Source organism: Streptomyces sp. NPDC001068 (genome assembly GCF_042897315.1).
GTDB lineage: Bacteria > Actinomycetota > Actinomycetes > Streptomycetales > Streptomycetaceae > Streptomyces.
The window spans coordinates 559782-585895 of record NZ_JBIAYD010000002.1; the positions used below are offsets into that span (position 1 = coordinate 559782).

The 26114-nt window shown below is 73.0% G+C and carries 6 protein-coding genes; 3 read left to right on the forward strand and 3 right to left on the reverse strand.

Annotation, left to right across the window (positions count from 1 at the left end):
- Positions 1–41 precede the first annotated feature (41 nt).
- Positions 42–4583, forward strand: coding sequence for an FtsK/SpoIIIE domain-containing protein (locus ACFY3I_RS07645; protein WP_365287074.1), 4542 nt, complete (start codon positions 42–44; stop codon positions 4581–4583).
- A gap of 63 nt (positions 4584–4646) precedes the next feature.
- On the opposite strand, the gene ACFY3I_RS07650 is transcribed toward ACFY3I_RS07645, so the two are convergent.
- Together ACFY3I_RS07650 and ACFY3I_RS07655 are read right to left on the reverse strand one after the other, a co-directional pair.
- Entirely contained in the window at positions 4647–4958 is a 312-nt protein-coding gene (locus ACFY3I_RS07650; RefSeq protein ID WP_351323681.1) for a hypothetical protein, read from the reverse strand.
- A gap of 51 nt (positions 4959–5009) precedes the next feature.
- Positions 5010–5900, reverse strand: coding sequence for a hypothetical protein (locus tag ACFY3I_RS07655; protein WP_390859815.1), 891 nt, complete (start codon positions 5898–5900; stop codon positions 5010–5012).
- Between the two features lie 169 nt (positions 5901–6069).
- On the opposite strand from ACFY3I_RS07655, the gene ACFY3I_RS07660 reads away from it, so the two are divergent.
- The gene (locus tag ACFY3I_RS07660; RefSeq protein ID WP_390859816.1) at positions 6070–22887 is read left to right on the forward strand and encodes a hypothetical protein; all 16818 of its coding nucleotides are present in this window, start codon (positions 6070–6072) and stop codon (positions 22885–22887) included.
- A 40-nt stretch (positions 22888–22927) separates the two neighbouring features.
- Positions 22928–25447, forward strand: a complete 2520-nt coding sequence (locus ACFY3I_RS07665) for a right-handed parallel beta-helix repeat-containing protein (protein WP_390859817.1) — start codon at positions 22928–22930, stop codon at positions 25445–25447.
- 13 nt (positions 25448–25460) lie between these two features.
- Here ACFY3I_RS07665 and ACFY3I_RS07670 read toward each other — a convergent pair whose 3' ends face one another.
- Positions 25461–26099 carry an HD domain-containing protein gene (locus ACFY3I_RS07670; protein WP_390859818.1) on the reverse strand — a complete coding sequence of 213 codons (639 nt, stop codon included), beginning with the start codon at positions 26097–26099 and terminating at the stop codon, positions 25461–25463.
- Positions 26100–26114 lie beyond the last annotated feature (15 nt).

Below are 26114 nucleotides of genomic sequence, written 5' to 3' on the forward strand. Positions count from 1 at the left end.
GTCACCCGATCCCGTACGAACGAATCGCCCGGCTGGGAGCCGTGAACCTCACCATCACCACCGTGGACGCCACGGACGGACAGCGCCGCGACCACCAGGTCCGGCTGCCCTCGAACGCGACCGTCGGCGATCTCGCCGCCGCCCTGACCCAGGACGAGGCCGCCGCGGGCGGCGCCGACTGGGCCGCGGCCGGCGCTCCGCAGGCCCGCAACCTCTACGCCGACGGCCACCGGCTCGACCCCGCGACCAGGGTCTCCGGCAGCGGCATCCGCGACGGCGGGCTGCTGGGACTCGGCGGCCCGGCCCGCCCGGCCGACCTGGTCCGGGTGCACGACGACGGCGACCGGAACGACGGTGTCCTCGCCGAGGTGCACGTCGTCTCCGGGCCGGGTGCCGGCCGTACCTGGCGGCTCGGCCCGGGCAGCCACGAGATCGGCACCGACCCGCTGTGCGCCCTGCGCCTCGACGCCGGCGCCGGGGTGCCCGAGTCCGGGCTGTGGGTGACGGTCGGCGCCGACGGCTCGGCCGCCTGGCACCGCACCGACGACGAGCCCGAGGCGACCGTTCGGGCCCGGCTGGCCTCCCCGCCGCCCGACGACGCCATCACCCAGCTGCGCAGGCCGCGCCCGCAGCCGCCGCGGGAACGCCCCGCGGGCCCGGGCCCGGTGCCCTGGCCGGCCGGCGAGGACCTGACGGTCGGTCCGGTGCTGCTGCGGATGAGCGCGCCCGTCGAGGCGGACGCGGCCGTGACCCCGTCCGCCGACGGGTACGGCGTGGACTACAACCGGCCGCCGCGGATCGCCCCGCACCTGGACGCCGAGCGGGTACGGCTGCCGCAGCCGCCGTCACCGCCGCAGAAGCGGCCGTTCCCGACCGTGATGATGATCTCCCCGATCATCCTCGGCCTGTTCATGGTCAGCATCTTCAAGTCGTACTACTTCCTGGTGTTCCTGTTCCTCAGCCCGATGATGATGCTGTCGAACTGGGCCACCGGCCGGCGTGCGGCCCGCAAGCAGTTCCTGGAGTCCGAGCGGGCCTACGAACAGCGCCGTGACGTCCTCGAGGAGCAGGTGCGGGACGCGGTGGTCGGCGAGCGCCGGGTCCGCGACAAGACCGGCCCGGACCCGGCCGCCGTCGCCCTGATCGCGACCGGGCCCGGCGGCCGGCTGTGGGAGCGACGCCGCCGCGACCCCGACCACCTGGTGCTCCGTCTCGGCACGGTCGACCAGCCCTCGGTACGGGAGCTGGAGGACCCGGCGCGGGACGAGAACCACCGCTCGATCCGCTGGAACATCCCGGACACGCCGATCGGCGTCGACATCCCCGCGCACGGAGTCGTCGGCGTCGCCGGTCCGGCCGCCGAGGTGCAGCCGCTGGCCCGCTGGCTGGTGGCGCAGGCGGGCGTGCTGCACAGCCCGCGCGACCTCAGGATCGTCATCCTGACCGAACCGGACCGGGTGACGGACTGGGCGTGGACGCGCTGGCTGCCGCACCTCAAGCCCGGTACGTCCGGCGGACCGATGGTGCTGATCGGCAACGACAACGAGTCCACCGCCGCCCGGATGAGCGAACTCGTCTCCCAGGTGCAGGCGCGCCGGCGGCAGGCCGGCAACGACCGGGACGCGGTCTTCACCGGACCCGACGTCCTGGTGATCGCGGACGGCGCCCGGCGGCTGCGGGACGTGCCCGGCATGGTCCAGGTGCTCACCGAGGGCCCGCGGGTGCGGATCTTCAGTGTCTGCCTGGACGAGCAGGAGCGGCTGCTGCCGGAGGAGAGCACCGGTGTGGTCCTGGCGGCCGACGGCCGGCTGACCGTCCGGCGCCCCGGCGCGCCGGACCTGCCCGCCGTCCGTGCCGACCGGGTCTCCCCCGAGTGGTGCGAGCAGCTGGCCCGTGCGCTGGCCCCGATCCGGGACGTCAGCCCCGAGCACGACGCCGGCCTCCCCCAGCGGGTCCGCCTCCTGGACCTGCTGGAGCAGGAACCGCCGAACGCCGAGGGGCTGCTGGAGCGCTGGCGGCGCGAACCCGCCAGCACCTCCTTCCTCGTCGGCACCGGCTTCGACGGGCCGCTCTCCCTGGACCTGGTGCAGGACGGGCCGCACGGCCTGGTCGCCGGTACGACGGGTTCCGGCAAGTCCGAGCTGCTGCAGACGTTCGTGGCCTCGCTGGCCGCCGCCAACCGGCCCGACGAGCTCACCTTCGTACTGGTCGACTACAAGGGCGGCAGCGCCTTCAAGGAGTGCGCCAACCTTCCGCACACCCTCGGCATGGTCACCGACCTCGACGCCCACCTGGTGGAACGGGCCCTGGAGTCGCTGGCCGCGGAACTCCGGCGCCGGGAGCAGGTGCTGGCCGCGGCCGACGCCAAGGACCACCCGGAGTACCGGGCCAAGCGGGCCGCCGATCCGTCGCTGGCACCGCTGCCCCGGCTGCTGCTGGTCATCGACGAGTTCGCGACCCTGGTCCGCGAGGTCCCCGACTTCGTGCCCGGGCTGATCAGCATCGCCCAGCGGGGCCGTTCCCTCGGCATCCACCTGATCCTGGCCACGCAGCGGCCGGCCGGTGTGGTCACCGGTGACATCCGGGCCAACACCAACCTGCGGATCGCGCTGCGGGTCACCGACCAGACCGAGAGCCAGGACATCATCGACGTCAAGGACGCCGTCGACATCTCCACGGCCACACCCGGCCGGGCCCTGGTGCGGCGCGGACCGCGGCAGGCGGATCCGTTCCAGACCGCCTGGGTGGGCGCCGAACGCCCGCGGGAGAACCAGGCCGCGGCGGCCGAGGCGGAGGCCGGTCCGCGCAAGCCCGTGCGTTCCGTGGACGTCGGCTGGGACGCGCTCGGCCGGCCCGCCGGACTCCCCGCGGAGACCCGGACGGTGACGGCCTCGGCCCCGCAGGGCCCGGCGCCGACCGACCTCCAGGTCCTCGTCGAGGAGATCCGTTCCGCCGCCGACCTGCTGGACGACTTCACCCAGCAGCCGAGCCCCTGGCTTCCGCCGCTCCAGCGGCAGCTGGTCCTGGACGACCTGGACGAGCTGGGCGCCACCCGTGACGGACGTCTGGTCATCCCCTACGCCCTGGAGGACGTCCCGCAGCTCCAGCAGCGCCGGGTCGCCGTCGCCGACCTCACCACCTTCGGGCACCTGTACATCATCGGAGCGCCGCGTTCCGGGCGTACGCAGGTGCTACGCACCATCGCCGGTTCGGCGGCCCGGGTGGCGAGCACGGCCGACGTGCACCTGTACGGCATCGACGCGGGCGGCGGCGGCCTCAGCGCGGTCGGCGCGCTGCCGCACTGCGGCGGCGTGGTCTCCCGGCACGACCTGGAGCGGCTCGGACGGATGCTGCGCCGGCTGAACCGGGAGCTGACCGAACGGCAGGACCTGGCCCAGACGCACAGCGCGACCGGCATCGCGGAGCTGCGCCGGCTGCTGCCGAAGGCGCAGCGGCCGGCCCACATCATGCTGCTGATCGACGGCTGGGACTCGCTGCAGATCCTGCTCGACGAGCACGACCACGGCCAGCTGCTCCAGGAGGTCATCCGGCTGATGCGCGAGGGGGCCGCGGCCGGCATCCACGTGGTCGCCACCTCGGAACGGTCGCTGCTGGGCGGGCGGATGGCCGCGCACAACGACCACAAGCTGCTGCTCCGCCAGGGCGACCGCAGCGACTACCAGGCCGTCGGCATGATGCCGAACAAGATCCCGGCCGACATCCCGCCGGGCCGCGGCTGGCACGTGCTCAGCGGCACCGAGACCCAGGTGGCGCTGCTCGCCGAGGGCGGCGGTACCGAGCAGGCGGAGGCGCTGCGCTCGATCGGCGAGAACGCCCGCAGGCGGGACGCCCAGGTGCCCGACGCCCGGCGGCCGTTCCAGGTGGCCGTGCTGCCGCGCTCGGTGGAGTTCGCCGAGGCCTACGAGAAGGTGAAGCCGGACCTGCGGCGCCCGCTGTGGGGTCTGCTCGGTGTCGGTGGCGACGACGGCGGCGCCGTCGGCACCGACCTGGCCGGCACCGCCTCGGCGTTCGGCGTGTTCGGCCCGGCCGGCTCGGGGCGCAGCAACACGCTCGCCTCGATCGCGGTGTCGCTGCTGGCCGGCGGCACCTCGCTGGTCGTCCTCACCCCGCGCGAGTCGCCGCTGCGGGCCCTGGACCGGCACGCCACCGCCACCGTGCTCACCGAGAGCGACCCCTCGTCGGACACCGTGCGGGCGGCGCTGGACGCGCTGCCCGGACCGAAGGTGGTGATGATCGACGACGCCGACCTGCTCACGAACTCGGCCGCCGACAAGCTCCTCAAGGAACTCGCCGTCTCCGGCCGCGACCAGGGTCTCGGCCTGGTCTACGCGGCCTCCGCGGAGGGGTTCCAGAGCGGCATGAGCGGCTGGACGCTGGCCGCCCGGCGGGCCCGGAGCGGTCTGCTGCTCGCGCCGAAGAACCTGTCCGAGGGTGATCTGGTGGGCCTGCGCCTGCTGCCGAGCGTGGTCCGGGCGGCCACGCACGCGGGCCGGGCGTGGACGGCCGGACCCGGCGGCACGCTGCTCTCCGTACAGGTGCCGCTGACACCGCTGCGCGGCTGACCGGCGCGGCGCACACGCGAAGGGCCTCCCCGGAGATTCCGGGGAGGCCCTTCGCGTACGGGGTTACGAGTTGTTCTGCAGGCTGCTGCTGATGCCCTGGTCGAACTGGATCGCGTTCTCCTTGATGCCGTTGAACATCTCCGAGAAGTCGTTGATGCCCTTCACGGCGGCCAGCAGGCTGGTGTCGAAGTTGTTGTAGGTGGTCCGGATGACCTCGCTGGACTGCTGGAACACCATGCCGTCGTCGACCAGGGTGTTGACCCGGTTGCGCAGGTTGCTGAGGACCGGCAGGAGGTTCTCGTGGGCGTCGTGCAGCAGGTTCACGACCTCCTCGATCTTGTGGTAATCGAGGTTGATGCCGTTGTAGTTCGCCATTTCGTTCCTGTCGTTCTCGAAGGGGTCGTTCTCTGAGGGAGGTCTGTCGGGCTACGCGATGGCCGGGTGGCCGCCGCCACCGCCGCCCCCGCCGCCGCCACCACCGCCACCACCGCCGCCGCCCGAACCGCCGTCGTCGTCCGGGTCGCCGCCCACCTGCTGCCAGTCCGGCTGGTTGCCGTTGGCGTCCTTGGGCCCGCGGGTGTACTCCGTGCGGTCGCCGTCACTGCCGGTGGTGACCATCGTGCCGCTGCCGTCGGAGTTGAGGTTGGTCTCCGAATGGACGGTGGAGCCGTCCGGGTAGGAGGTGTCCGTGGTGTAGTGGTTGCCGTCGCTGGAGTAGTTGGTGACCGAGGTGTACGTCTTGCCGTCGTAGGTGACGGTGGACTCCTCCTTGATCACGTGATGCTGGTCGTCGAGCGTGAGATGCGTGTGGACGCTGCCCCGCTCGGTGTTGATCGTCTGGTCCAGCGGCGGGTCGCCCGGGTCGGTGGCGGAGCAGAAGTCCGGCATCGTGCCGTCCGGGCCGGGGACGCACTGGTCGAGGTGGGACTGCTTGTAGTCCCACAGCTCCTTGTCCCGGAAGTAGTTCTGCAGGCCCAGGTTGCTGCCCGTGATGCCCATGCCCTGGGCCAGTTCAGAGTCGAAGGAGAGGAACGCCTCGCCCACCGATCCGAACGCGCCGGCCAGCTCCTTGAGGCCCTTGTCGGCGTGGCTCATGGTGCTGCTGGCGTTGTCGTAGAAGCCCGCGACCGCGTCGGCGAGGGTCGCGTCGCCGAGGATGGTGAAGGCGTCGCCGGAGGTGTATCCGTCGTAGTCCCGCTGTCCCACCTGGGAGAAGAGACTGTTGTCGAGCAGCGGGCCGATGTCTCCGGCCAGGCTCTCCAGGTCCCTTTTGGCGTCGTTGAGGACGTTGTATTCGATTTTCAGGCTATCGGCCATGTGGGCCTCCCAGTCGAGACTCCGGTCAGTTGGACCACGCCGCACACGTCCCGCCGGTTCACCGCCGGCGGCGGGTGTAACCCAGATCACGTGAACCACGGCGGGCACTGAGGCGTGGTCCATTGGGGAGTGACCGCCCCGAGCCACGCAGCTGCCGGGAGGAACCCGTATGCCACGCCCGACCGACTGGAACGCGATCGGGCTGGACAGCGACCCCACACCGGGTGACCCGGACCAGATCCGGACGCTGTCCACCGAGCTGAACCACCTGGGCTCCGAGGCCCGGCGCATCAGCACGGCCATCGACGCGGTCATGAACACCGCCGGGGACAGCGTGTTCGTCGGCGAGGCCGCCAACGCCCTGCGCGACAAGGTCAACGGCCGGCTGCGCGGGCACATCGAGGACGTGGCGCAGTCCTTCGAGTCCGCCGCCACCGCGCTCACCACCTGGGCGGACAAGCTCGTCGAACTCCAGTCCCGCGCGGACGGCGCCCTCAACTCGGGACGCGGGCTGTCCGAGGACGACCCGAACCGCGAGACCTACGCCTCCACCGCCCGGCAGGCCGGCACCGAGCACGGCGAGGGCGCCTCGGCGGCGGCGGGCAGCATCTCGGGCGTCTCCAACATCCAGCTGCCGATCTCCAAGTGCCAGATCTTCTGGGAGGCGTTCCAGTGGCTGGCGATCATCCTGATCGTGCCCGCGCTGATCTTCGGCGGTCCGATCGCGCTGCTCGCCCTCGGCGTGAACCTGACGCTCTTCATCAAGACGATCGTCGACTTCGCCAACGGTGACGCCAGCTTCCTCGACCTCTTCCTCGCCGGACTCGGCATCCTCGCGCCCACCACCAAGGCGCTGCCGATCTTCCAGATCATCAAGGGCGTCGGCACGACCGCCTTCGCCAAGGGCTTCGCCAACATCGCGCGGGGCACCTTCCAGGCCCTGCGCAACCTCTTCACCAACGGCTTCCGCCCCACCACCCTGCTGCTCGGCCTGAGGGATCTGGTGAAGCTGGGCAGCACCTGGGTCTTCAAGGGCGGCCTGTGGGTGCTGGACGGCATCCACAACCTGCCCGGCATCATCGGCCGCGGCATCAACTCGGCCGGCCTGACCGTCGTCCAGGGCATCAAGGGGATCCCCGGGTTCGTGCGCGGGCTGCCCGAGACGTTCTCCAGGGGCTGGCAGGCGACCAAGACCTGGGTGGGCCAGGAGTTCGGCGGCACCAAGTGGCTGCGGATCTTCCTGCCCGTGGACGCGGCCGAGATCGGCGAGTACGGCTTCGCGCGTGCCCTGCGGATCAGCCTCTTCGACCGCGGTGTGCTCGGCCAGCACGTCTTCGGCGCCCCGATCACCAGTGGCATCGGCCGCACGATCAGCTCGGTCCCGATCGACCCCCGGGGCGTGGACGCCCTGGTCGACATGCCGCGCGTCCAGCTGGACCAGGTCCGGTTCGGGGCGGGCGTCGGCCAGAACGGCATCCGCAACCTCGACCTGCACCTGCCGAGCACCCAGCTGGACGTCACCTCCACCCTGCGTCCGCCGTCCCTGAACCTGGGTGACGTCGGCGCCATCGCCCACCGCGGCAACTTCGGCGTGCACGCGGCGCGCACGGTGGACGCGCTGGTCGACATGCCCCACGTACAGCTCGCCAACGTCCACGTGGAGAACTTCGGCGCGCTGGGCGGCCGTTCGGAGGTCGGCGTGAGCGCGGCCACGCCGACGGTCACCACCGCCTCCGGCCTCCACGTGCCCGCGTCGGCGGGTGTCCCCGGCGCCACGCACGGCCTCACCAACACGCCGGTCACGGGGGTCTCGGGCAGCGCCCACACCACGCTCACCGGGCTGCACCCGACGCCGGCGAACCTGACCTCCTCCACGGAGGTGCTGCTGCCGGGCGGAGCGCACAGCGCCACCCACGTGCCCGGCACGACCGTCCTCACCGGCACCCACGCCACCCCGCCGCCGGTCGCCGGCACCCTCGGCGACCTCTCCGCGGGCAGCCCGACCGCGGGCGCCCTGCACTCGGCCTTCACCGGCAACCCGGGCGTCGGCACCGTGCACGCGCCGGGCACGCCCGGCATCGGCGCCGCCCACACCGCCCTGACCGGCACCCCGGGCACCACCGTGGCGCACACCGCGCTGGACTCGGCCCCGGCGCCCGGCGCCCCGCACGACGTGACCGCGCCCAACAGCCTGCTCACCGGCCCCACCACGGTGAGTCACCCGTCCCCGACCGGGATCGGACACGGCGGACCGGGCAGCCTCGACACCGGGAACTCGGCCTTCGACCTGCTCGCCGGCACCCGCCACAACACCCCGAACACCCCCGTGGCCCCCGGCACCGGCAACGCCCTGGCCGACCGCACCACCAGCGCCCTGTCGGCCAACCAGACCCGGCTGCACCTGGACGAACTGGTGCACAGCCCCGGCTCCCCGCACCCCGGCACCTCGCCGCAGCAGCTGCTGCACAACACACCCGCGACGCCCCCGGCCGGCCCGGAACGGCTCACCGCGAACCCGACGGCCGGCACCCACCCGGAGCGGCTCACGACCGGCCCCGGCAACGCCGGCACCCCCGACCGGTTCGCCGGCAACGGCGGCCCGCACGACCCGGCCCCGCTGTCCCCCGGCGGCCCCGGACACCCGGGCGGACACGGCAACGGCGCGGCCCTCGACCTCGTCGACACCGGCCGCAGCGCCCGGCCCACCGACAGCCCCGCGTTCGCCGGCGCGCCCGCCCACACGGACGCCGACAAGGGCCTGGCCGGCTCGGCCAACGGCACCGGGGCGCACGTCCCCGGCGAGCTGCCGGCGCACGCGACGCCCACCCCGCCCGCGACCGGCACCCCGCTGCCGGGCCACTCCTCCCCCGCGCCGGCCGCCCACACCGCCGACACCACCGGCGCCTTCGACGACCTCCTCAAGGACCCGAACGTCGTCAGGATCCCGGGGAACCACGAACTCGCGGTCAAGGCGCCGCGCACCGGAACCCCCGAACTCCACGGCGGCGCCGCCGGGTCGGGCCTGTTCACCGTGGACAAGATGGGCACCGGGTTCGTCGTACGGCAGCTGGACGTGGTCGGCGGCACCGTGGTGCACAGCTGGACCTTCAAGCGGCTCGGCGGTCTCCGTCTCGCCGAGGAGACCGTGCGGTTCGGCGACGGTCCGTTCGGCGGGGTGAGCGTCAAGGTCGCGGGCAAGACCGTGGACTCCGTCTCCGACGGCGCGGGCACCTGGCCGGCCAAGCTGGGCGGCGAGGACGAGATCGTGGTCGCCTCCGCCTCCGGCAGCCACGTGTACAGCCGGTCCACCGGCGAGCTGCTGCACTCCGCCCAGGACGTCCCGCTGCCCCCGCACCCGGAAGGGCTCACCGGGCCGGCCGCGGACAACTGGAACTCCGCCGCCCGTGCGACCCGCGGCCACATGGGCAGGGCCGCGGCCGACAACGACGTCAAGCTGTTCATGCAGGGGGTCATCGGGGGCGCCTTCACCTCGAAGAAGGGGTACGGCGGCTTCGTCAACCCGAGCGCCCTGGAGGGCGGCCTGGTCGGCAAGGTCAAGCAGTTCAACAAGGTCGCCGGCGAGCTGATGTTCGAGGGCCCCAACCAGCGCATGACGGTGTGGCGGGGCGTGTCCATGGACCCGCGGGCCGCCCAGGCCGACTCGTTCGTGGAGCGGCTGCCCGCCTCGACCTCCAACGACTTCACCTTCCAGGCGGAGTGGGCGAAGAACGGCGTCAACAGCAACCGGGTCGTCTTCGAGATCGACGTCCCCGCCGACCACGGCAAGTTCTCCATGGCCTACCCGCCGGGGTACGAGAGGTCCGCCGACGACGCCATCGCCCTCAACCAGGATCAGCGCGAGGTCACCCTCTCGCCGACCCGGCTGGTACGGAGCGGGCCCGCCCGGGTCGAGAACGGCATCACGGTCGTGCCGGTGCGCGCCGAGCAGATCCCGGAGGCGCAGCTCGAGGGGCTCATCAACGCGAAGTGGTCCGGGCTGCCCTCGGGCGAGGCGTTCGAGGACTTCGGCCGAGCCTTCGGGCAGGACGCGATCCGCCGCTGGGAGGGCCTCGGCGACGCGATCGTACGGGAGGGCGGTGACGGGCCGAACGTGAAGACGTTCACCGTCGGCCGGCCCGGCCACGCGGACGAGATGACCATCACCGTCACCCACAAGGTGGACGACGACGCCGTCTCGGTCTCGATCACCGGCGGCGACCGCACCTTCTCCAGGGAGTGGAGCGGCACCGGCTTCAACGATCTCGCCGCCGACCTGCGCGGCCACGTCCTGCACAACAACGAACTGCTCAGCTCGCTGCCGACGCCGACGTCCTGGAGCAAGGAGCTGCCGAGCCCGGTCCGTCCGGGCACCCACGCCGAGGGGAACCTCCCGAGCCCGACCCGGGGGAACCCGGACACGACACCGAGGCCGCACCAGGACTCCGCGCACACCGGCGGCCAGGAGCTGCCCGGGCGCGGTTCCCGGCTCACCCCCACCCAGATCGAGGAGGCGTGGTTCCGGGACGGCCAGCGCGTCGACGCGCTCTTCGGCGACCTGGGCGACCCGATGCGCGGTGCCCGCCGCGAGGCCTGGCGGGACCATGTGCAGGCACGCTACGACCTGGGCAGGGCCGAGGACCTGGTGCCGCACAACGGCCACGCGGGCAGTTCCCGCGGCCCGACGCCCGACGAGATCCGCGCCCGCGAGAACGTCGACGCCGCCCAGCAGCGGTACGACGCCACGCACCACCGGCTGACCGAACTCGGCGTCGACCCGGCGCGGATGGAGACCGACCTCGCCGCCCTGCGCCAGATCAGCCTGCGGGAACGGCCCCGGCTGCTCGGCGGCACGGTCCTCAGCACGTCCGACGACGCGACTCCGCCGCCCGCGAGCGCCGTCCCCGCCGCCCACGGCGAGAGCGGCGCGGCCTCGGTGACGCCGCCCAGGCGGCTCAACGACATCCTGGCCGACCAGACCAGGGCCCACCAGGAACTGCAGCAGGCGGAGATCAAACAGACGCAGACCGGCAAGGACGCCGCCAAGGTCACCGAGGCCAGGACCAACCTGGCCGAGGCGGACACGAAGCTCAAGGACGCCACCCGCGAACTCGACGACGCGCTCCGGCACGAACTCGACAACCGCCTGCTCTCCCAGCGTGAACTGAACCAGCTCGTCGACCAGTTCGCGGGCGCCGGCGACATCGGCCGGGCCCGGAAGCTGCAGGCCCACGCGCAGGACCTGAACACCGCGGCCCGCGGCACGGGCGACGGCCCCGTCCGTTCGGACCAGTTCATCAGGACCGGCGAGGAGATCCAGTCCCAGTCGGTGACCGTCCGGCGGCTCGCCAACGAACTGGAGAGCCTGGTCACGGCGGGCGCGACTCCCCACGGTGAACTCAAGGGCCTGGCCGAGGGACTCGAGCAGGCCGCCAAGGACCTGGACGCGGCCCTCCAGGGGCACGTCACCGACGCCGCCCGCTTCGGGGGCACCTACACGCTGCGCAACCAGCACACTCCCGTCGCCGCGGTGGCCCACCATCTCGCGGAGCTGGTCGACGACGCCGTCAAGGCGGCGAAGCCGGGCGACAGCCTCGTCCTCAAGGGGTTCCTCGGCACCGACGCCTCCGTGGAACGGGTCCAGCGCGGCATACCGGACCTGCTGCGCCGCTACCGCGAGAACCAGGCGTTCGGCGACGTGCACACCGGCGAGCAGTGGAAGGCAGTGCTGCCCGGCACCGAGGCCCAGTGGCAGAAGGTGTTCGACGACTTCGACGGCTTCGACAAGCTGTCCAGGTCCCAGCAGCACGACTTCGTGCGCAACCTGTCCGAGAAGAACATCACGGACCTGCGTACGGATGTCGGCAACCTGCTGAACAGCCTGCCGCCTGCGGAGCGCGCACAGTTCGAGAAGCTGCTGACGAGCCTGCAGGACCTGCCCTACCGCATCAAGCACGCGACTCCCGCGTACCACGCCATCGCCAACAGCGGTGTGATGTCCTCGCAGGGCGACCTGGCCCGACGGGGCGTCAGATTCCTGGCCTCCGGCAAGAGTTCGGCGAAGAACACCTCCAACCTCGGCAACGACGACTTCGTGTTCTTCCGCATGGAGGCCGGCGACAAGCCGATGGCGACCCGGTACGGGCCGACCACGCTCGTCTTCGACGCCAAGGTCCTGGAGGAGCGCGGCGGTTGGGTCTCGCTCCACGACCAGCTGCACCCGCTGGACCGGGACACGATGAACCAGTTGAAGTTCGGTGACGAGACCGTCCGCGGCGCGAAGTACGACGAGGGCTTCGACGAGGTGGGCAAGCGGGGCCGCTGGACCTACGAGTACCCCGGCGGCCGGACCCGGCAGGTCTCCTTCGAGCAGGAGGTCTTCCACGGCGCCCACGTGCAGGAGGCGCTCGCCCTGTCCGTGGTGCGCGAGGTCCATCTCATCGGCGGCGGCTTCAAGGACGACGTCCTCAGGCTGCTCGCCGACACCACGACCCCGGAGGAACTGGGCTCGGTCGTCTCCAAGCTGTACCGGCCCGAGGCCAAGTTCGGCTCCGGGCTGCCGATCAACCCGCACGGGAGCCACGTCACGAGCGAGTGGCCGTCGCCGCTGAAGGTCCATGACGCGGACGGTGACGGACGCTATCTCGCCGACGGCTCGGTCGATCCGGCCGCACGGGCCGCGGGCAAGGCCTTCGACGAGGCGTCCGACAAGGTGCGCCAGGCCGACAACGCCTTCAAGAGCGGCAACGCCAAGGCACAGCGCTACAACCTCAACAAGGCGCAGCCGCACGCCGAGCAGGCGGTCAAGCTGACCCAGGAGTTCCACGCGGCCTCCGTCGGCGAACGCAAGGCCATGGCGCAGACCCTGCTCGACCAGCGTGAGCAGCTCCTGAAGGACATCAACGGCCGCCTGGACGCGTTGAAGTCGCAGAACAGGCCCGAGACCGGCGGCGCGCAGCCCCGGCCGGGCAGGAACCAGGGCGCCGGGGCCTCCTCGTCGTCGGCCGTGGCGAACGGCCCCGACCTCAGTCCACTCCGGGGGACGGCCGAGGACGCGCTGGGGAAGGTGACGGGGGTCACCGACCAGATGAAGAAGATGGTCCGGGCGCTGGGCAACTCGGACGGCTTCCGGGCCCTGGAGAACTCCAGGGACGGCGTACACACCACGGCGGCCGTCGACCTGGGCAGGACCGGCTTCGACAAGGCGTACAAGCACCTGAACCGGGCGGGGCTGGTGGTGGGCGACGCCAAGGGTCTCCACTTCACCCCGGAGGGCCGTCGGCTGTTCCTGCCTCCGGGCTCCGAGACGAGGACCCCCGCACTCGCCGCCGACGGCCTCCCGTCCCACACTCCGGACACCCACTCCCCGGCACCGCACACCCTGGACACCAGCTCACCGGCACCGCACGACCTCAGCGGCCGTTCCGCCGCCCCGCACGACCTGAACACCAACTCCCCCGCCCCGCACGACCTGAACACCAACTCCCCCGCCCCGCACGACCTGAACACCAACTCCCCCGCCCCGCACGACCTGAACACCAGCTCACCGGCACCGCACGACCTGAACACCAGCTCACCGGCACCGCACGACCTCGACGCCACCTCCCATGTCCCGGGCCCGGCCCGCCGCACCCCCGACCCGGCACCGGCGCCGCATCCGCAGACCCCGCACGCCGGTGGCCAGGAGTTGCCGGGACGGGCGGAACGACTCACCCCGGCGCAGATCGAGGAGGCCTGGTTCCGGGACGGCCAACGCGTCGACGCGCTCTTCGGCCACGCCGACGACCCGCTGCGCCAGGCCCGCCGCGAGGCCTGGCGGGACCATGTCCAGGCGCGCTACGACCTGGGCAGGGCCGAGGACCTCCTGCCGCACAACGGCCACGCGGGCAACTCCAACGGCCCCACCGTCGCCGAGATCCGGGCCCGCCAGAACGTCGACGCCGCCGGCCGGCGGTACGAAGCCACCCACGGCCGGCTGGCCGACCTCGGTGTCGACCCGGTGCGGATGGAGGCCGACCTGGCGAACCTGCGTCAGCTCAGCCTCAAGGAGCGGCCCCGCGTGCTCGGCGGCACGTCGCTGCCCGCCGACTCCGCGACTCCCCCGCCCGTCCACTCCGCTCCGACGCCCCACAGTGAGACGGAGGCGGCCGCCCCGCTGACGCCTCCGCAACAGCTGGCCAAGTCCCTCGGCGAGCACACCGACGCCCAGCGCGGCGTGCAGCAGGCCGAGAGCAACCTCGCCAACGCCACCCCCAACCAGCGCCCGGCCGTGCAGGCCGCCCTGGACAAGGCGAACGACGAGGCGTCCCGGATCGCGGTCCGCCTGGACGAGGAGATGACGCAGGCGCTGACCGACGGCCGGCTCTCCCAGCGCGACCTCAACCTGCTGGTCGACCAGTTCGCCGGCGCCGGTGACATTACGCGGGCCCTGCGGTTCCAGGAGCACGCCCTCGACCTGGACGCCCGGGCCCGGCACACGCCCGAGGGCGCAGGCGCGGACCATTTCATCAGGACCGGCAAGGAGATCGAGCAGCAGTCGCTCGAACTGCGCGGGCTCACCCGGCGGCTGGAGAAACTGGTCGGGTCGGGCAAGAAGACCCCGCTGGAACTCCAGGGCCTCGCCCGGTCCCTCGACAAGGCGGCCCACGACCTCGACGCCTCCCTCAAGGGCTTCGTCAGGGACGCGGCCGAGCTGGGCGGTGTCTACACCCTCCGCAACGAGCACGCCCCCGTCTCCACCGTGGCCCACGAGCTCGCCAGGAAGGTCGACGACGCCGTCAAGGCGGCGGGGCCCGAGGACTCCATCGTCCTGAGGGGCTTCCACGGCACGGACTTCTCGATCTCCCGCCTCCAGCGCGACATGCCGGAGATCGCCCGCCACCTGCGCAGCAACAAGGCGTACGCGGAGGTGCACACCGGAAACCAGTGGAAGGCGGAACTGCCCGGCTCCCAGGAGCAATGGGAGAAGATCTTCCCCGAGTTCGAGGAATTCGAGAAGCTGTCGGACGCGCAGAAGACGCGTTTCGTGCACGAGTTGTCCGAACGCAACGTCACGCAGCTGCGCCAGGACGTCGACGAGCTGCTGAACAGCCTGCCGCCTGCGGAGCGCGCACAGTTCGAGAAGCTGCTGACGAGCCTGCAGGACCTGCCCTACCGCATCAAGCACGCGACTCCCGCCTACCACGCCATCGCCAACAGCGGTGTGATGTCCTCCCAGGGCGACCTGACCCGACGGGGCATCAGGTTCCTCGCGTCCGGCAAGAGTTCGGGTAAGAACACCTCCAACCTCGGCAACGACGACTTCGTGTTCTTCCGCATGGAGGCCGGCGACAAGCCGATGGCGACCCGGTACGGACCGACCACGCTCGTCTTCGACGCCAAGGTCCTGGAGGAGCGCGGCGGTTGGGTCTCGCTCCACGACCAGCTGCACCCGCTGGACCGCGAGACCATGCGTGACCTGAAGTCCGGCGACCAGACCGTCCGCAGCGCCGCGTACGACAAGGGCTTCGAGGAGATGGGCAAGCGGGCCCGCTGGACGTACGAGTACCCGGTCGGCGGTGGCTCCCGCACGGTCTCCTTCGACCAGGAGGTCTTCCACGGCGCGCACGTCCAGGAGGCGCTCGCCCTGTCCGTGGTGCGCGAGGTGCACCTGATCGGCGGCGGCTTCAAGGACGACGTCCTCAGGCTCGTCCAGGGTCCGGTCGACGTGGAGCAGATGGGCGCCGTCGTCTCCAAGCTGTACCGGCCCGAGGCCAAGTTCGGCTCCGGGCTGCCGATCAACCCGTTCTCCAGCCAGGTCGAGTCCCGGTGGCCGAAGCCGCTCGCGGTCCACGACATGGAGGGCGACGGACGCTATCTCGCCGACGGCACGGTCGACCCGGCCGCGCGGGCCGCGGGCAAGGCGTTCGACGAGGCGTCCGACAAGGTGCGCCAGGCCGACAACGCCGTCGTCGGCAACAACAGGAAGGCGCAGCGCTACAACCTCAACAAGGCGCAGCCCCTGGCCGAGCAGGCGGTCAAGCTGACGCAGGAGTTCCACGGCCTCGCCCAGGGCGCCCGCAAGGAGATGGCGAAGGGGCTGCTCGACGAGCGGACGAAACTCCTCGATGACATCAACGGTCGTATCGGCGACCTCAGGGGCCGGCCCGACACCGACGCGGTGAAGGCGCAGCCCGGTTCGTCCACGGGGACGGCTCAGGCCTCGTCGTCCAAGACGGTCAGGGTGCCGAAGCCCGCGGTCTCGACGGGGCCGGACGCGGCGCTGTTCAAGGAGCTCCCGCAGCATGTGGAGAAGGCGCTCGGCGACTCGGTTCCGGTCCTCACCGACGACATGCGGAAGATGGCCCGGGCACTCGCCAACTCGGACGGCACGCGTGCCCTGAGGGACTCCCGCAGGGAGGCCCAGACCCAGAAGGCGGTCGGTCTCGGGAAGGACGCCTTCGGATCGGCGTTCGAGGGTCTGAGGAGCGCCGGTCTGGTGCGGGGCGACAAGCTCGGCCTGCATCTGACCGACGACGGCCGGAAACTGCTGCTGCCTGCGAAGGCCGACACCGGGACCCTGGTGGCTCCGCCGTCCACGACGGCCGACGTCCACCTGCCCCCCGCCCACGCCGAGTCCTCGCTCACCCACACCCCGCCGGGCCCGGAGACCAAGCCGGCCCCGTCGGCCACGGACGGCACGTCACCGCACCCCCTCGACACCGGCTCCCCCACGCCCCACGCCCTCGACACCCACTCCCCGGCACCCCACGACCTGGACACCAAGTCCCCCGCACCCCACGCCCTCGACACCAAGTCCCCCGCCCCCCACCACGCCGACACGGACACGTCGTCCCCGGTGCCGAGCCGCACCGGCACGCAGGCGCCGGCGCCGATCCGTGTCGACTCCGAGACGGCCACGCCGCTGGTAAAGGAGGGCGACACCACCGTCTCGCACGCCACGGACCACGACGCCGTCACGCACCCGCTCGACGCGCAGAACCCGCCGCGCCACCTCTCCGACGCCACCGCGCCGCACCACACCGCCGAAACCGAGATGGAGGGCTTCCAGCCGCACCCCCTCGACACCGGCACGCCTCCGTCGTCACCGCTCGCGAAGGCGGACACGACGACGGCCCACCTCTCCGACACCGAGACGCGCACGCCCCACCTCACCGGCACCGACACCACCCCGCCCCACCCCGCCGAGACCGACACCACCGCGACGCACCTCGACGACGTCCACGCGGCCCCGCCCCGGCACGGCGGCGACGATCTCGTCCCGCCGCCTCCGAGGGACGGCGCGCGGCCCGGCGGCACCGCACTGGACGACATCCTCGGGCCGCCCCGGCGGACCGGCGACACCACCACGACGGCGGCGCCCGGCACCGCTCGCCCGGCCGCCACCGACCGCCTGGACCGGGACGCCTTCCGCCGCGACACCTATCGCGAGAACGGCATCCGCGCCCGCTCGCAGATCCGCTACGTCGACCGTGCTCTCGAGACGTTCCACCGCGTCCCCGCCGACCGGCTGGCGCAGCGCGCCCAGGCTCTCGACAACCTGGCCGACGCCGCCCGGAACTTCCTCAGGGACCGCCCCGACTCGGTTCGCCGCGCCGGCGTGCAGCGGCTGCTCGACCAGGTCCGGGCCGAGGCGAACGCCTATCGGCTGCTCGACGAATTCCGGCGCCTCGGCGGCGACGGGGACGGACTGGCCGGCCGCACCCGTGCCGCGCTCGCGGCCGGCGGCACGACCCCGGAGACCGGGACCCGGCTCCAGTCGATGCTCGACGGCATGGACGACTCCGCGCGGGCGCAGCGGCAGAACGACGCGCTGAGTCTGCTGGTCGGCACCCCGCCGCTCCGGAACACCGGTGACACCACCCTCGCCGCACCGCCCCGGCCCGACGGCGACACGACCCCGCCGGCACCCGTCCGGCCCGACGGCGACACCAGCCCCGCCGCACCGGCCACGCCGAACCACGGCAAGGCCCCGGCCGTACCCTCCCGGCGGCCCGGGCAGGTGCCGTGGGCCGAGGACTCGGCACGGTTCGACGAGCTCCTGGGCGGCGAGGGCCGGCCGTTCCACGAGGCCTGGGTCGAGCTGTCGTCCGCCCGGATCGAACTGAACCGCGTCGAGGACCTGCGGGCCGCTCCGGGCGGAGCCGGCGCCTCACGGGGTGTCAGCGAATTCGACGTGCAGCTCAACCACGAACTGATCTCCGCCCACGAACGGTTCCGCACCGCCTACACGAACCTCGAGGGCCTCGGTGTCCGTCCGACCGAGATCGAGGCCCGGATCACCGAGATCGAGAAGGCTGCCACCCGCCGCGGCGCGACGCTCGGCGCGGGCAGGTTCGACCCGCTGCCCGACACCGCCCCGCCCGCGGTCAACCGCATCGATCTCAACGACTCGGGTGTGAGCGGGCCGAACGGCCTGACCATCGAGCGGAGCGTCGGCCAGGACAACGCGGTGACGCTGCGCGTGCTCGACCAGCACTCGCACCCGGACCCCACGCGTACGGTCGTGGCCCGGCAGGACGGCGGTTTCGACGTCCGGCACACGCAGTCGGACACCGTCGACACCTACACCGCCAACGGTGACCGCACCGCCTACGACATGCCGCTGCTCGGGGCCGACGGCCGGCCCACGGGGCTGCGTCTGCACACGGACATCAACGGCCACGGCACCCGCCAGGCCCTGACGGTGAACGGCCCCGGAGCGGACCGGCTGACCGCCTTCCCGCTGCCCGGCGACGCGGCACGGATCACCCATCTCGACACCGGCGCCACCCGCCGGGTGGACTCCCTCGGCCTGCAACTCGACGAAGGCGTCCAGCTCACCGGCCGCGACGGCGTCCCCACCGGCGCCGACCGGGTGCGGGTCACCGACGACGGCGGCGTCCACGTCACCGATCTCGCGGGCGACCGGCTGGACCTGCGGGTGCAGGACCTGGGCGACGGCAACGGCATCCGGGTCACCGACGAGACCACCGGGGTGTCCGTACGCCACGACGGTCGGGGCCGCCTCCAGGAGACGGGCATCGCGCTGACCGATCCCCGGGGCACGCGCGGGCAGCGGTTCCTTGCCGACGACGGCACGGGCGGCTTCACCCTGACCGACGCGGCCGGCGCCCGGCAGACCCAGCCGGTCACCGTGCTTCCCGGCGGCGCCGGATTCCGGGTGACCGACGGAACGAGCGGCGCGACCAGCAGGTTCGCGGCCGACGGCAGCTACCGGGAGACCGGCCTCGCGCTGTTCGACCCGGCGGTGAACGCGCGCGGCGACCGGATCCTCGTACCGGACGGCGCGGGCGGTCACCGGCTCACCGACGCGGCGGGACAGCCGCTGCCGCAGCGGGTCGTCGCGGTCGGCGGCAACCGGCCGCGCACCATCGACGACGTCACCGGCGAATCCGTGCTCTACGACACCCAGGGCCGCCCGCTGAGCACCTCGACCGCGCTGGCCGACCCGGCGGGCGGTCCGCGCGGCACCCGGTTCGCCGAGCCCGACGGGGCCGGCGGTCACCGTCTCACCGACGCCGGCGGCGGCCGGCTGCCCGACACCGTCACCGCGCTGCCGAACGGCGGCGGTTTCCGTACCGTGCACGGCACCGGGCACCACAGTTTCGCCGCCAACGGGGACTTCACCGGCGACGGGCTGCGGCTGGCCGGACGGGACGGCCTGGCCGCCGGGCGGCTGGACCGGCCGCTCGGCGCGGCCCCGCGCTGGCTGGACGACGGCTTCGCCGCGGACCCGGCGCGCGCGGTCACCGTCGATCCGGCCGGCCGGATCGAGGTCGCCCTGCCCGGCGGCGGCCGGCAGGTCTTCGACGGCACGAGCGGCCGGTTCGTCGAGGAGACGGTCCCGCTGCCCGGCGGCGGCCATCGGACCACCCTGGCCGACGGCTCGTTCACCCGCCACGACGGCCACGGCACCGTCACGGCGAACGGCACGCCGCTGCCCGCGGGCCACGGCGGCCGTCTCCTCGTCGTGGAGCCGCCGACCGCCGTCCGCCCGGGAGGGACCTGGGTGGAGGACGGGGCGGGCGGCAGGCTCGCGCACTGGGACGCCGTCCGGAACCCCGACGGCACCGCCCGGATCTCGTTCGACGACCGGACCAGCCCGCGGCACGGCGAGTTCGTGGAACTGGCCGCGGACGGGACCCCGGTCCGGCAGGGCTTCAACGTGCTCGACGCCGGGGCGCGCACGAACTTCCGTTACGTCGTCGACCACACCGCGGGCACCTGGGAGCGGACCGCCCTGGACGGGACCCCGACCGCCGCCGGTGCCTTCCACCACGGCACCGTCGACCCCTCCGGCGCGGCGAACGGCCACATCCGGCTGCTCGGTTCGACGAGGACGCGGGTTCCGGTCTTCGAGCGGCGGGTGCTGCCCGGTGCCGCCGGCGACGCGGTGGACGCCTTCCGCCGCACCGACACGATCGCCTTCGCCCGCACCAACCCCCGTACCCACTGGGTGCGCTGGGACGAGACCGGCACCCCGGCCGGTACCGGCAGCCGGCACTACGACACGGCGGGCACCGGCTGGCGGGACACCGACCGCTGGGGCCGCACGGTGCGCGAGTACCGGGACGGGCTGCAGAAGTTCGACGGGCGGCCCGGGCACACCCTGGGCGTCCACAACGGCGACGGCGGCTGGACCTGGCACCGTTACGACGGCGCGGGCCGGCAGCTCGCCTCCGGTCCGCGGACCCGTGAGCACCTCGGCGCCGGCTGGACCGACCGCACGGCCGGCGGTGGGATCGCGCAGCGGCAGTGGGGCATGGCCGAGTGGCCCGAGCGGGCCGGCCAGTACCAGGAGCACGCGATGAACCCGGACGGCTCCCTGCGCGGTACCTGGGAACGGCACTCCCCGCACGGCAAGGAGGTCGGGAAGCACGAGGTGTTCGGCGACGGCTTCCTCACCACGGACCGCTGGCGCGAGCAGCGCCCGCCGACCCTGGTGCGCACCCGCTGGCTGACCGGCGCCGAGCACACCCGGCCGCCGTACGCGCACGTCCGGGGCGACGACACGTACCAGATGTTCACCTGGAGCAGGGAGGCGAACGACGGCGGCGTCACCGCCTCCGGGGTGCGCTACGTCGGCATGGACGGCAGCGCGCTGGACCTGGCGGCCGACGGGAGTTTCGCCCGGTTCAGCGGGAAGCTGCACGACGGCACGTCCCTGAAGGTCGGCGACCACGCCGGACGTCCCGGGCACGCCCCGGCGAACCCCGCCGACCAGCCCTGGCAGGCGGGTGCCGTCCGGGGCTACCGCGAGCAGCTCGCGGGCGACCCGGCGGGCCGGCTCTGGCGGGACGTCCACCAGGACGCCGGCGGTACCACCCACATCGCCCGCGAGGGGCTGCCGGGCGGGGTGGTCCGGGAGTACACCGGTCTGCCGGCGGACCGCCGCTGGGTGGAGCGGGACCCGCACGGCAACCTCGTCGGCCAGAGCCACGCCAAGCCGGACCGGCCGGGTCATGTGATCCAGGGTTCGGGCCGCGCCGACTCCGGCCGCTGGACCTGGCGTGAGCTGGACGCCGACGGCGGACAGGTCGCGACGGGCCGCCGGGAGCACTTCCGCGGTTCCACGGACTCCCGGCTGCCCTGGGACGACTCCTACCGGGACTTCGACGCGGGCGGTCAGCTGGTCCGCGAGCGCCGGATGCTCGACTCGGGCGGCTACGTGGACTCCTGGCGCGGTGCCGACGGCCGGTGGAGCGCCAACGCCTTCCGGCGTGACGGCACGGCCCTGGACCCGGCCCTGGCGAACCAGACCCGCCGCTGGTGGCACGGCGGCGCCTGGCACGACCAGTGGGCGCCCGGCTCCCGGCACTTCCGCGACCAGCTGCCCGGCGCCGGGCAGGGTGCCGCGCCCACCGTGCTGCGCGAGACCCCGCTGCACAACGGCGGTCCGGTGCGGGTGCGGACGTACGACACCGCGGCGGACACGCCGGGTTCGGTGTGGAAGGAGTACGACCACGGCGCTGTGGTCCGAGAGCGGAAGGCGGAGGGCAACGGGTTCCTGGAGACCGACGCCTGGCGCGGCCAGTGGAACCGATACAGCGACCGGGGCGAGCTGATCGCCCGGCGCACCGACAACGGGCTGGTCTTCGAACGGGACAGCTTCGGCCGGATGCGGCTGACCGGTAACGAGTACGACTTCCGGGGCCCGCTCACCGAGATCCGCGGCTGGGGCCGTACCACCCGTGAGGCGCAGCGCATGCCGTGGTCGGGCACGGTCCTGCCGAACGGCGACGCGGCGCTGCGCGAGGCCCGTTACGAGCCGTACTGGCGGAGCGTGGCGAAGAAGGCGGCGCTGGAGTTCGGGCAGGAGTTCATCCTGGAGTTCGGTGCCAACCTCGCCGTCAACGGGATCGTGGCCGCCGTCCAGCACAAGCAGTTCACGGGCAAGGACGCGCTCAAGTCGTTCGCGAACGCGGCGGTCGGCGCGACCATCAAGACCGGTCTGACCACCGCGGTGCACGAGAACCGGGCATTCGGGTTCGAGAAGCTCGGCTCGCTCAAGGCCGGCGTCGCCAACATCGACGGCGGCAAGCCGTGGACCCGGCGTCCGATGAACCACGACAAGACCTGGGTCAACGAGTGGGCGGGCAACGAGACGCCGACGCGCTGGCGGGGCGGCACCTACGACTTCTCGTTCGGTGTGCTCAGCAGCGCGCTGTCCGGCTGGGTCAACGGCAGCATGAACGCGGCCGTGTGGGGTGTGACCAACGCCGACGGGCAGACGGTGAAGCTGCACGGCGGGGACGCGGTCTGGGAGGGCGGGATCAACGCCGCCGCCTCGGTCACCACGGCCGCCACCACCGGCCTGGTCAAGAACGTGTTCGTGATGAGCGCGGGCGGCCGGCTCTTCCACCGCCAGGGATTCGCCGACTTCTGGATCCAGCTACCCTTCAAGATCTTCGAGAAGTCGATCCAGTCGCTGTACCTGACCAGTGCCTATCGTGCGAGCATCAATCCCACCTATTACCAGGCACCATGATCGGACCGGCGACGGTCACCGAGGACACTGAGGAACGTAGATGACCACCCGTCACACCGTGGCGCCCAAGGGTCAGGGCGGCCGGGGCGCGTACCGGACCATCGGCGAGGCCATACGCGCCGCCTCGCCCGGCGACCTGGTGGTGATCGCCCCGGGCACCTGGACCGAGCACCTGGTCCTGGACCGGGCGGTCGTGCTCACGGCGGAGCACGGCCGGGGCAGTGTGGTGATCGCGCCGCCGCCCGGTGACGCGCCCGCGGTGACCGTGGACGGCCCGGACTGCGCGCTGCACAACATCACCGTGTGGGGCTCCGACGCGGGCCTGCCCGCGGTGAGCGTGTCGTCCGGGGCCGGTCTGGTCCTGGAGGAGTGCTCGGTGGAGGGCGGCCGGGTGCAGGCGAAGGGCCCGGAGGACGAGGAGGGCGGTACGACGGCGCTGGTGCTGCGCCGCTGCCGTCTGGAGGGCGCCCGGCTGGCCGGTCTGCATCTGGCGGGCGGGGTCCGGGCCCGGGTGGAGGACACCGCGGTCACCGGCGTGGACGGCACCGGTGTGGTGCTGTCCGGGACCGCGAGCCTGGACGCCGTACGGCTGCGGCTGGAGCGCACCACCGGGTCCGGGGTGCGGCTGCGCGGCCGGTCCCGGCTGCGGCTGACCGACTCGGTGCTGGCGGGCAGCGGCCGGGCGGGGCTGCTCCTGGAGGACGCCACCGAGGCCACCGCCGGGGAGTCCCGCATCGAGACGCCCGGGGCGGCGGGGGTGCATCTGACCGGGTCGGCGCGGGCCGAGCTGACCGACTGCCGGATCCGCGGGGCGGCCGCCAGCGGACTGGTGGTCCAGGAGACCGCCCGGCTCAGCGCGTCCGGCTGTTCGGTGGCCGACGCGGGCGCCAACGGTCTGCTGGTGACGGGCGCGGGCGAGGCGGACCTGGCGGACTGCCGGATCGACCGCAGCGCCTTCAGCGCGGTCCATCTGGCCGGTACGGCCGTCGGTCGGCTCGCCGACTGCCGGGTGCGCGGCGGCTCCGAGCACGGGGTGCACGCCACCGGCGAGGCCCGGATCGAGCTGACCGACTGCGGGATCGCGGATGTCGCGATGACCGGGGTGAGCGTCCTGGAGCGGGCGGTGGCCACCCTCACCGGCTGCCGGGTCGCCGGGTCCGGCGCCGGGATCGGGATCGGCTCGCCGACCGGGAGCACGGTCGCCGACTCCACGGTGACCGGCACGAAGGAGATCGGCGTCCAGGTGGCCAAGGGCGCCACCGCCTCCCTCGCCGGGATCAGGATCAGCGGCGCCGGGGCGGCCGGCCTGGTGGTCGACGAGGGCGCCGAGGCGACGGTGAACGGGGGCTGGGTCGAGAACTGCGCGGGCTCCGGTGCCGTCGTGTGGACCGGCGCCAGGCCCGAGATGAGCGGGCTGCGCATCGACCGGCCGGGCAAGAACGGGGTGTTCCTCGCGGAGGGCGCGGGCGGCACCTTCACCGGGCTGGACGTCACCCGGGCCGGCTTCCCCGCCCTGCACGTCGCCGCGGGCGCCGATCCGGTGTTCCGGCACTGCCGGATCCGGGACTGCGCGGAGGCGCTGGGCACCGACGAGGGCGCCAAGCCGGTCCTGGAGGACTGCACGGCCGACGGCACCCCGCTGACCTTCGGCACCCCGGCGGCGGCCCCGGCGAACGGCTCCCCCGGGACGGCGTCGTCCCCGAGGACCGCGAAGTCCGCGGACGCCGGGGAGGAGCCGGAGGAGGAGAACCTGGAGGACCTGCTCGGCGAACTCCACGAACTGGTCGGCCTGGACCGGGTCAAGCAGGACGTCGGTTCGCTGGTCAAGCTCATGCAGACGGTCCGGCGCCGCGAGGAGGCCGGGCTGCCCGCCCCGCCGCTCAGCCGCCACCTGGTGTTCGCGGGCAACCCCGGCACCGGCAAGACCACCGTGGCCCGCCTCTACGGCCGGCTCCTGAAGGCCCTCGGACTGCTGCGCCGGGGCCACCTGGTGGAGGTCGACCGTACGGCGCTGGTCGGCGAGTACGTGGGTCACACCGGTCCGAAGACCACCGCGGCCTTCAACCGGGCGCTGGGCGGTGTGCTCTTCATCGACGAGGCCTACTCGCTGGCCCCGGCGCTGGCGGGGAACGACTTCGGCACCGAGGCCGTGGCGACCCTGGTGAAGCTGATGGAGGACCACCGCGACGACGTCGTGGTCATCGCCGCCGGCTACCCCGGTGACATGCACCGCTTCATCGGCTCCAACCCGGGCCTCGCCTCCCGTTTCGGCCGCACGCTCCTGTTCGAGGACTACGAGTCGGCGGAGCTGGTCTCGATCGTGGAGTTCCAGGCCGGTCAGCACCGCTACGAGCTGACGGCCCCGGCCCGCACCGAACTCCTCGCCCTGTTCGACGCGATGCCCCGCGGTGAGGGCTTCGGCAACGGCCGCTCCGCCCGCCAGATCTTCCAGGAGATGACCGAGCGGCAGGCGCAGCGGGTGGCCGAGCTGTCCGCCCCGACGTCGGAGCAGCTGATCAGCCTGGAGGCGCAGGACCTGCCGCACCCGGCGGCGCGTTGACGGCGCCGCCGGGTCACTCGGGCCAGGCGGAGCCCTTGATCACCTCGACGAAGTCGCCGCGGCGGAATCCGGGGACGTAGTGCGCGAGGACGTCCGCCTTGACGTTGCCGAAGGTGGTGTCGGGGCGGTCCTTGATGCCCTCGGTGAAGGCGGCGAGGATCTGGTTCTTGAAGTCCGGGCGCGGGTGCGCGGCGACCACCGCGGCCCGCTCCTCGTCGCTGACCTCGTGGTAGCCGATGCCCAGGACGTCCAGCTCGACACCCCGGGTGACCAGGGCGATCTCGGGTGCCATGTGCAGCGGGATCTCGGGGGTGGTGTGCAGGGCGATGGCCGTCCAGACCCGGTCGGCGGGTTCGCCGGTGATGCCGTGGGCGCTCAGGAAGCGTCGGGCCTCGTCCGCGCCGTCGATCTCGAAGCGCTGGTCGGTGCGGCGCAGGCTCTTGGTCAGCCCCAGGTCGTGGAACATCGCCCCCACGTACAGCAGCTCGGGGTCGAAGGCCAGCCCCAGGGCGTGGCCGCGCAGCGAGCCCCACAGGTAGACCCGCCGGGAGTGGTCGAACACCAGCGGTACGGCGACGTCGCGCACCATCTCGGTGGCCTCCCGGACCAGGGCGGTGTCCGGGATCCGTACGCCTGCGATCTCTTCGCTCATCGTTCTCTGCCTCCA

Bases quoted from the DNA above. Each gene is read 5' to 3' on its own strand.
- ACFY3I_RS07670 (WP_390859818.1), bottom strand. From the start codon at position 26,099: ATGAGCGAAGAGATCGCAGGCGTACGGATCCCGGACACCGCCCTGGTC.
- ACFY3I_RS07660 (WP_390859816.1), top strand. From the start codon at position 6,070: ATGCCACGCCCGACCGACTGGAACGCGATCGGGCTGGACAGCGACCCC.
- ACFY3I_RS07655 (WP_390859815.1), bottom strand. From the start codon at position 5,900: ATGGCCGATAGCCTGAAAATCGAATACAACGTCCTCAACGACGCCAAA.
- ACFY3I_RS07665 (WP_390859817.1), top strand. From the start codon at position 22,928: ATGACCACCCGTCACACCGTGGCGCCCAAGGGTCAGGGCGGCCGGGGC.
- ACFY3I_RS07650 (WP_351323681.1), bottom strand. From the start codon at position 4,958: ATGGCGAACTACAACGGCATCAACCTCGATTACCACAAGATCGAGGAG.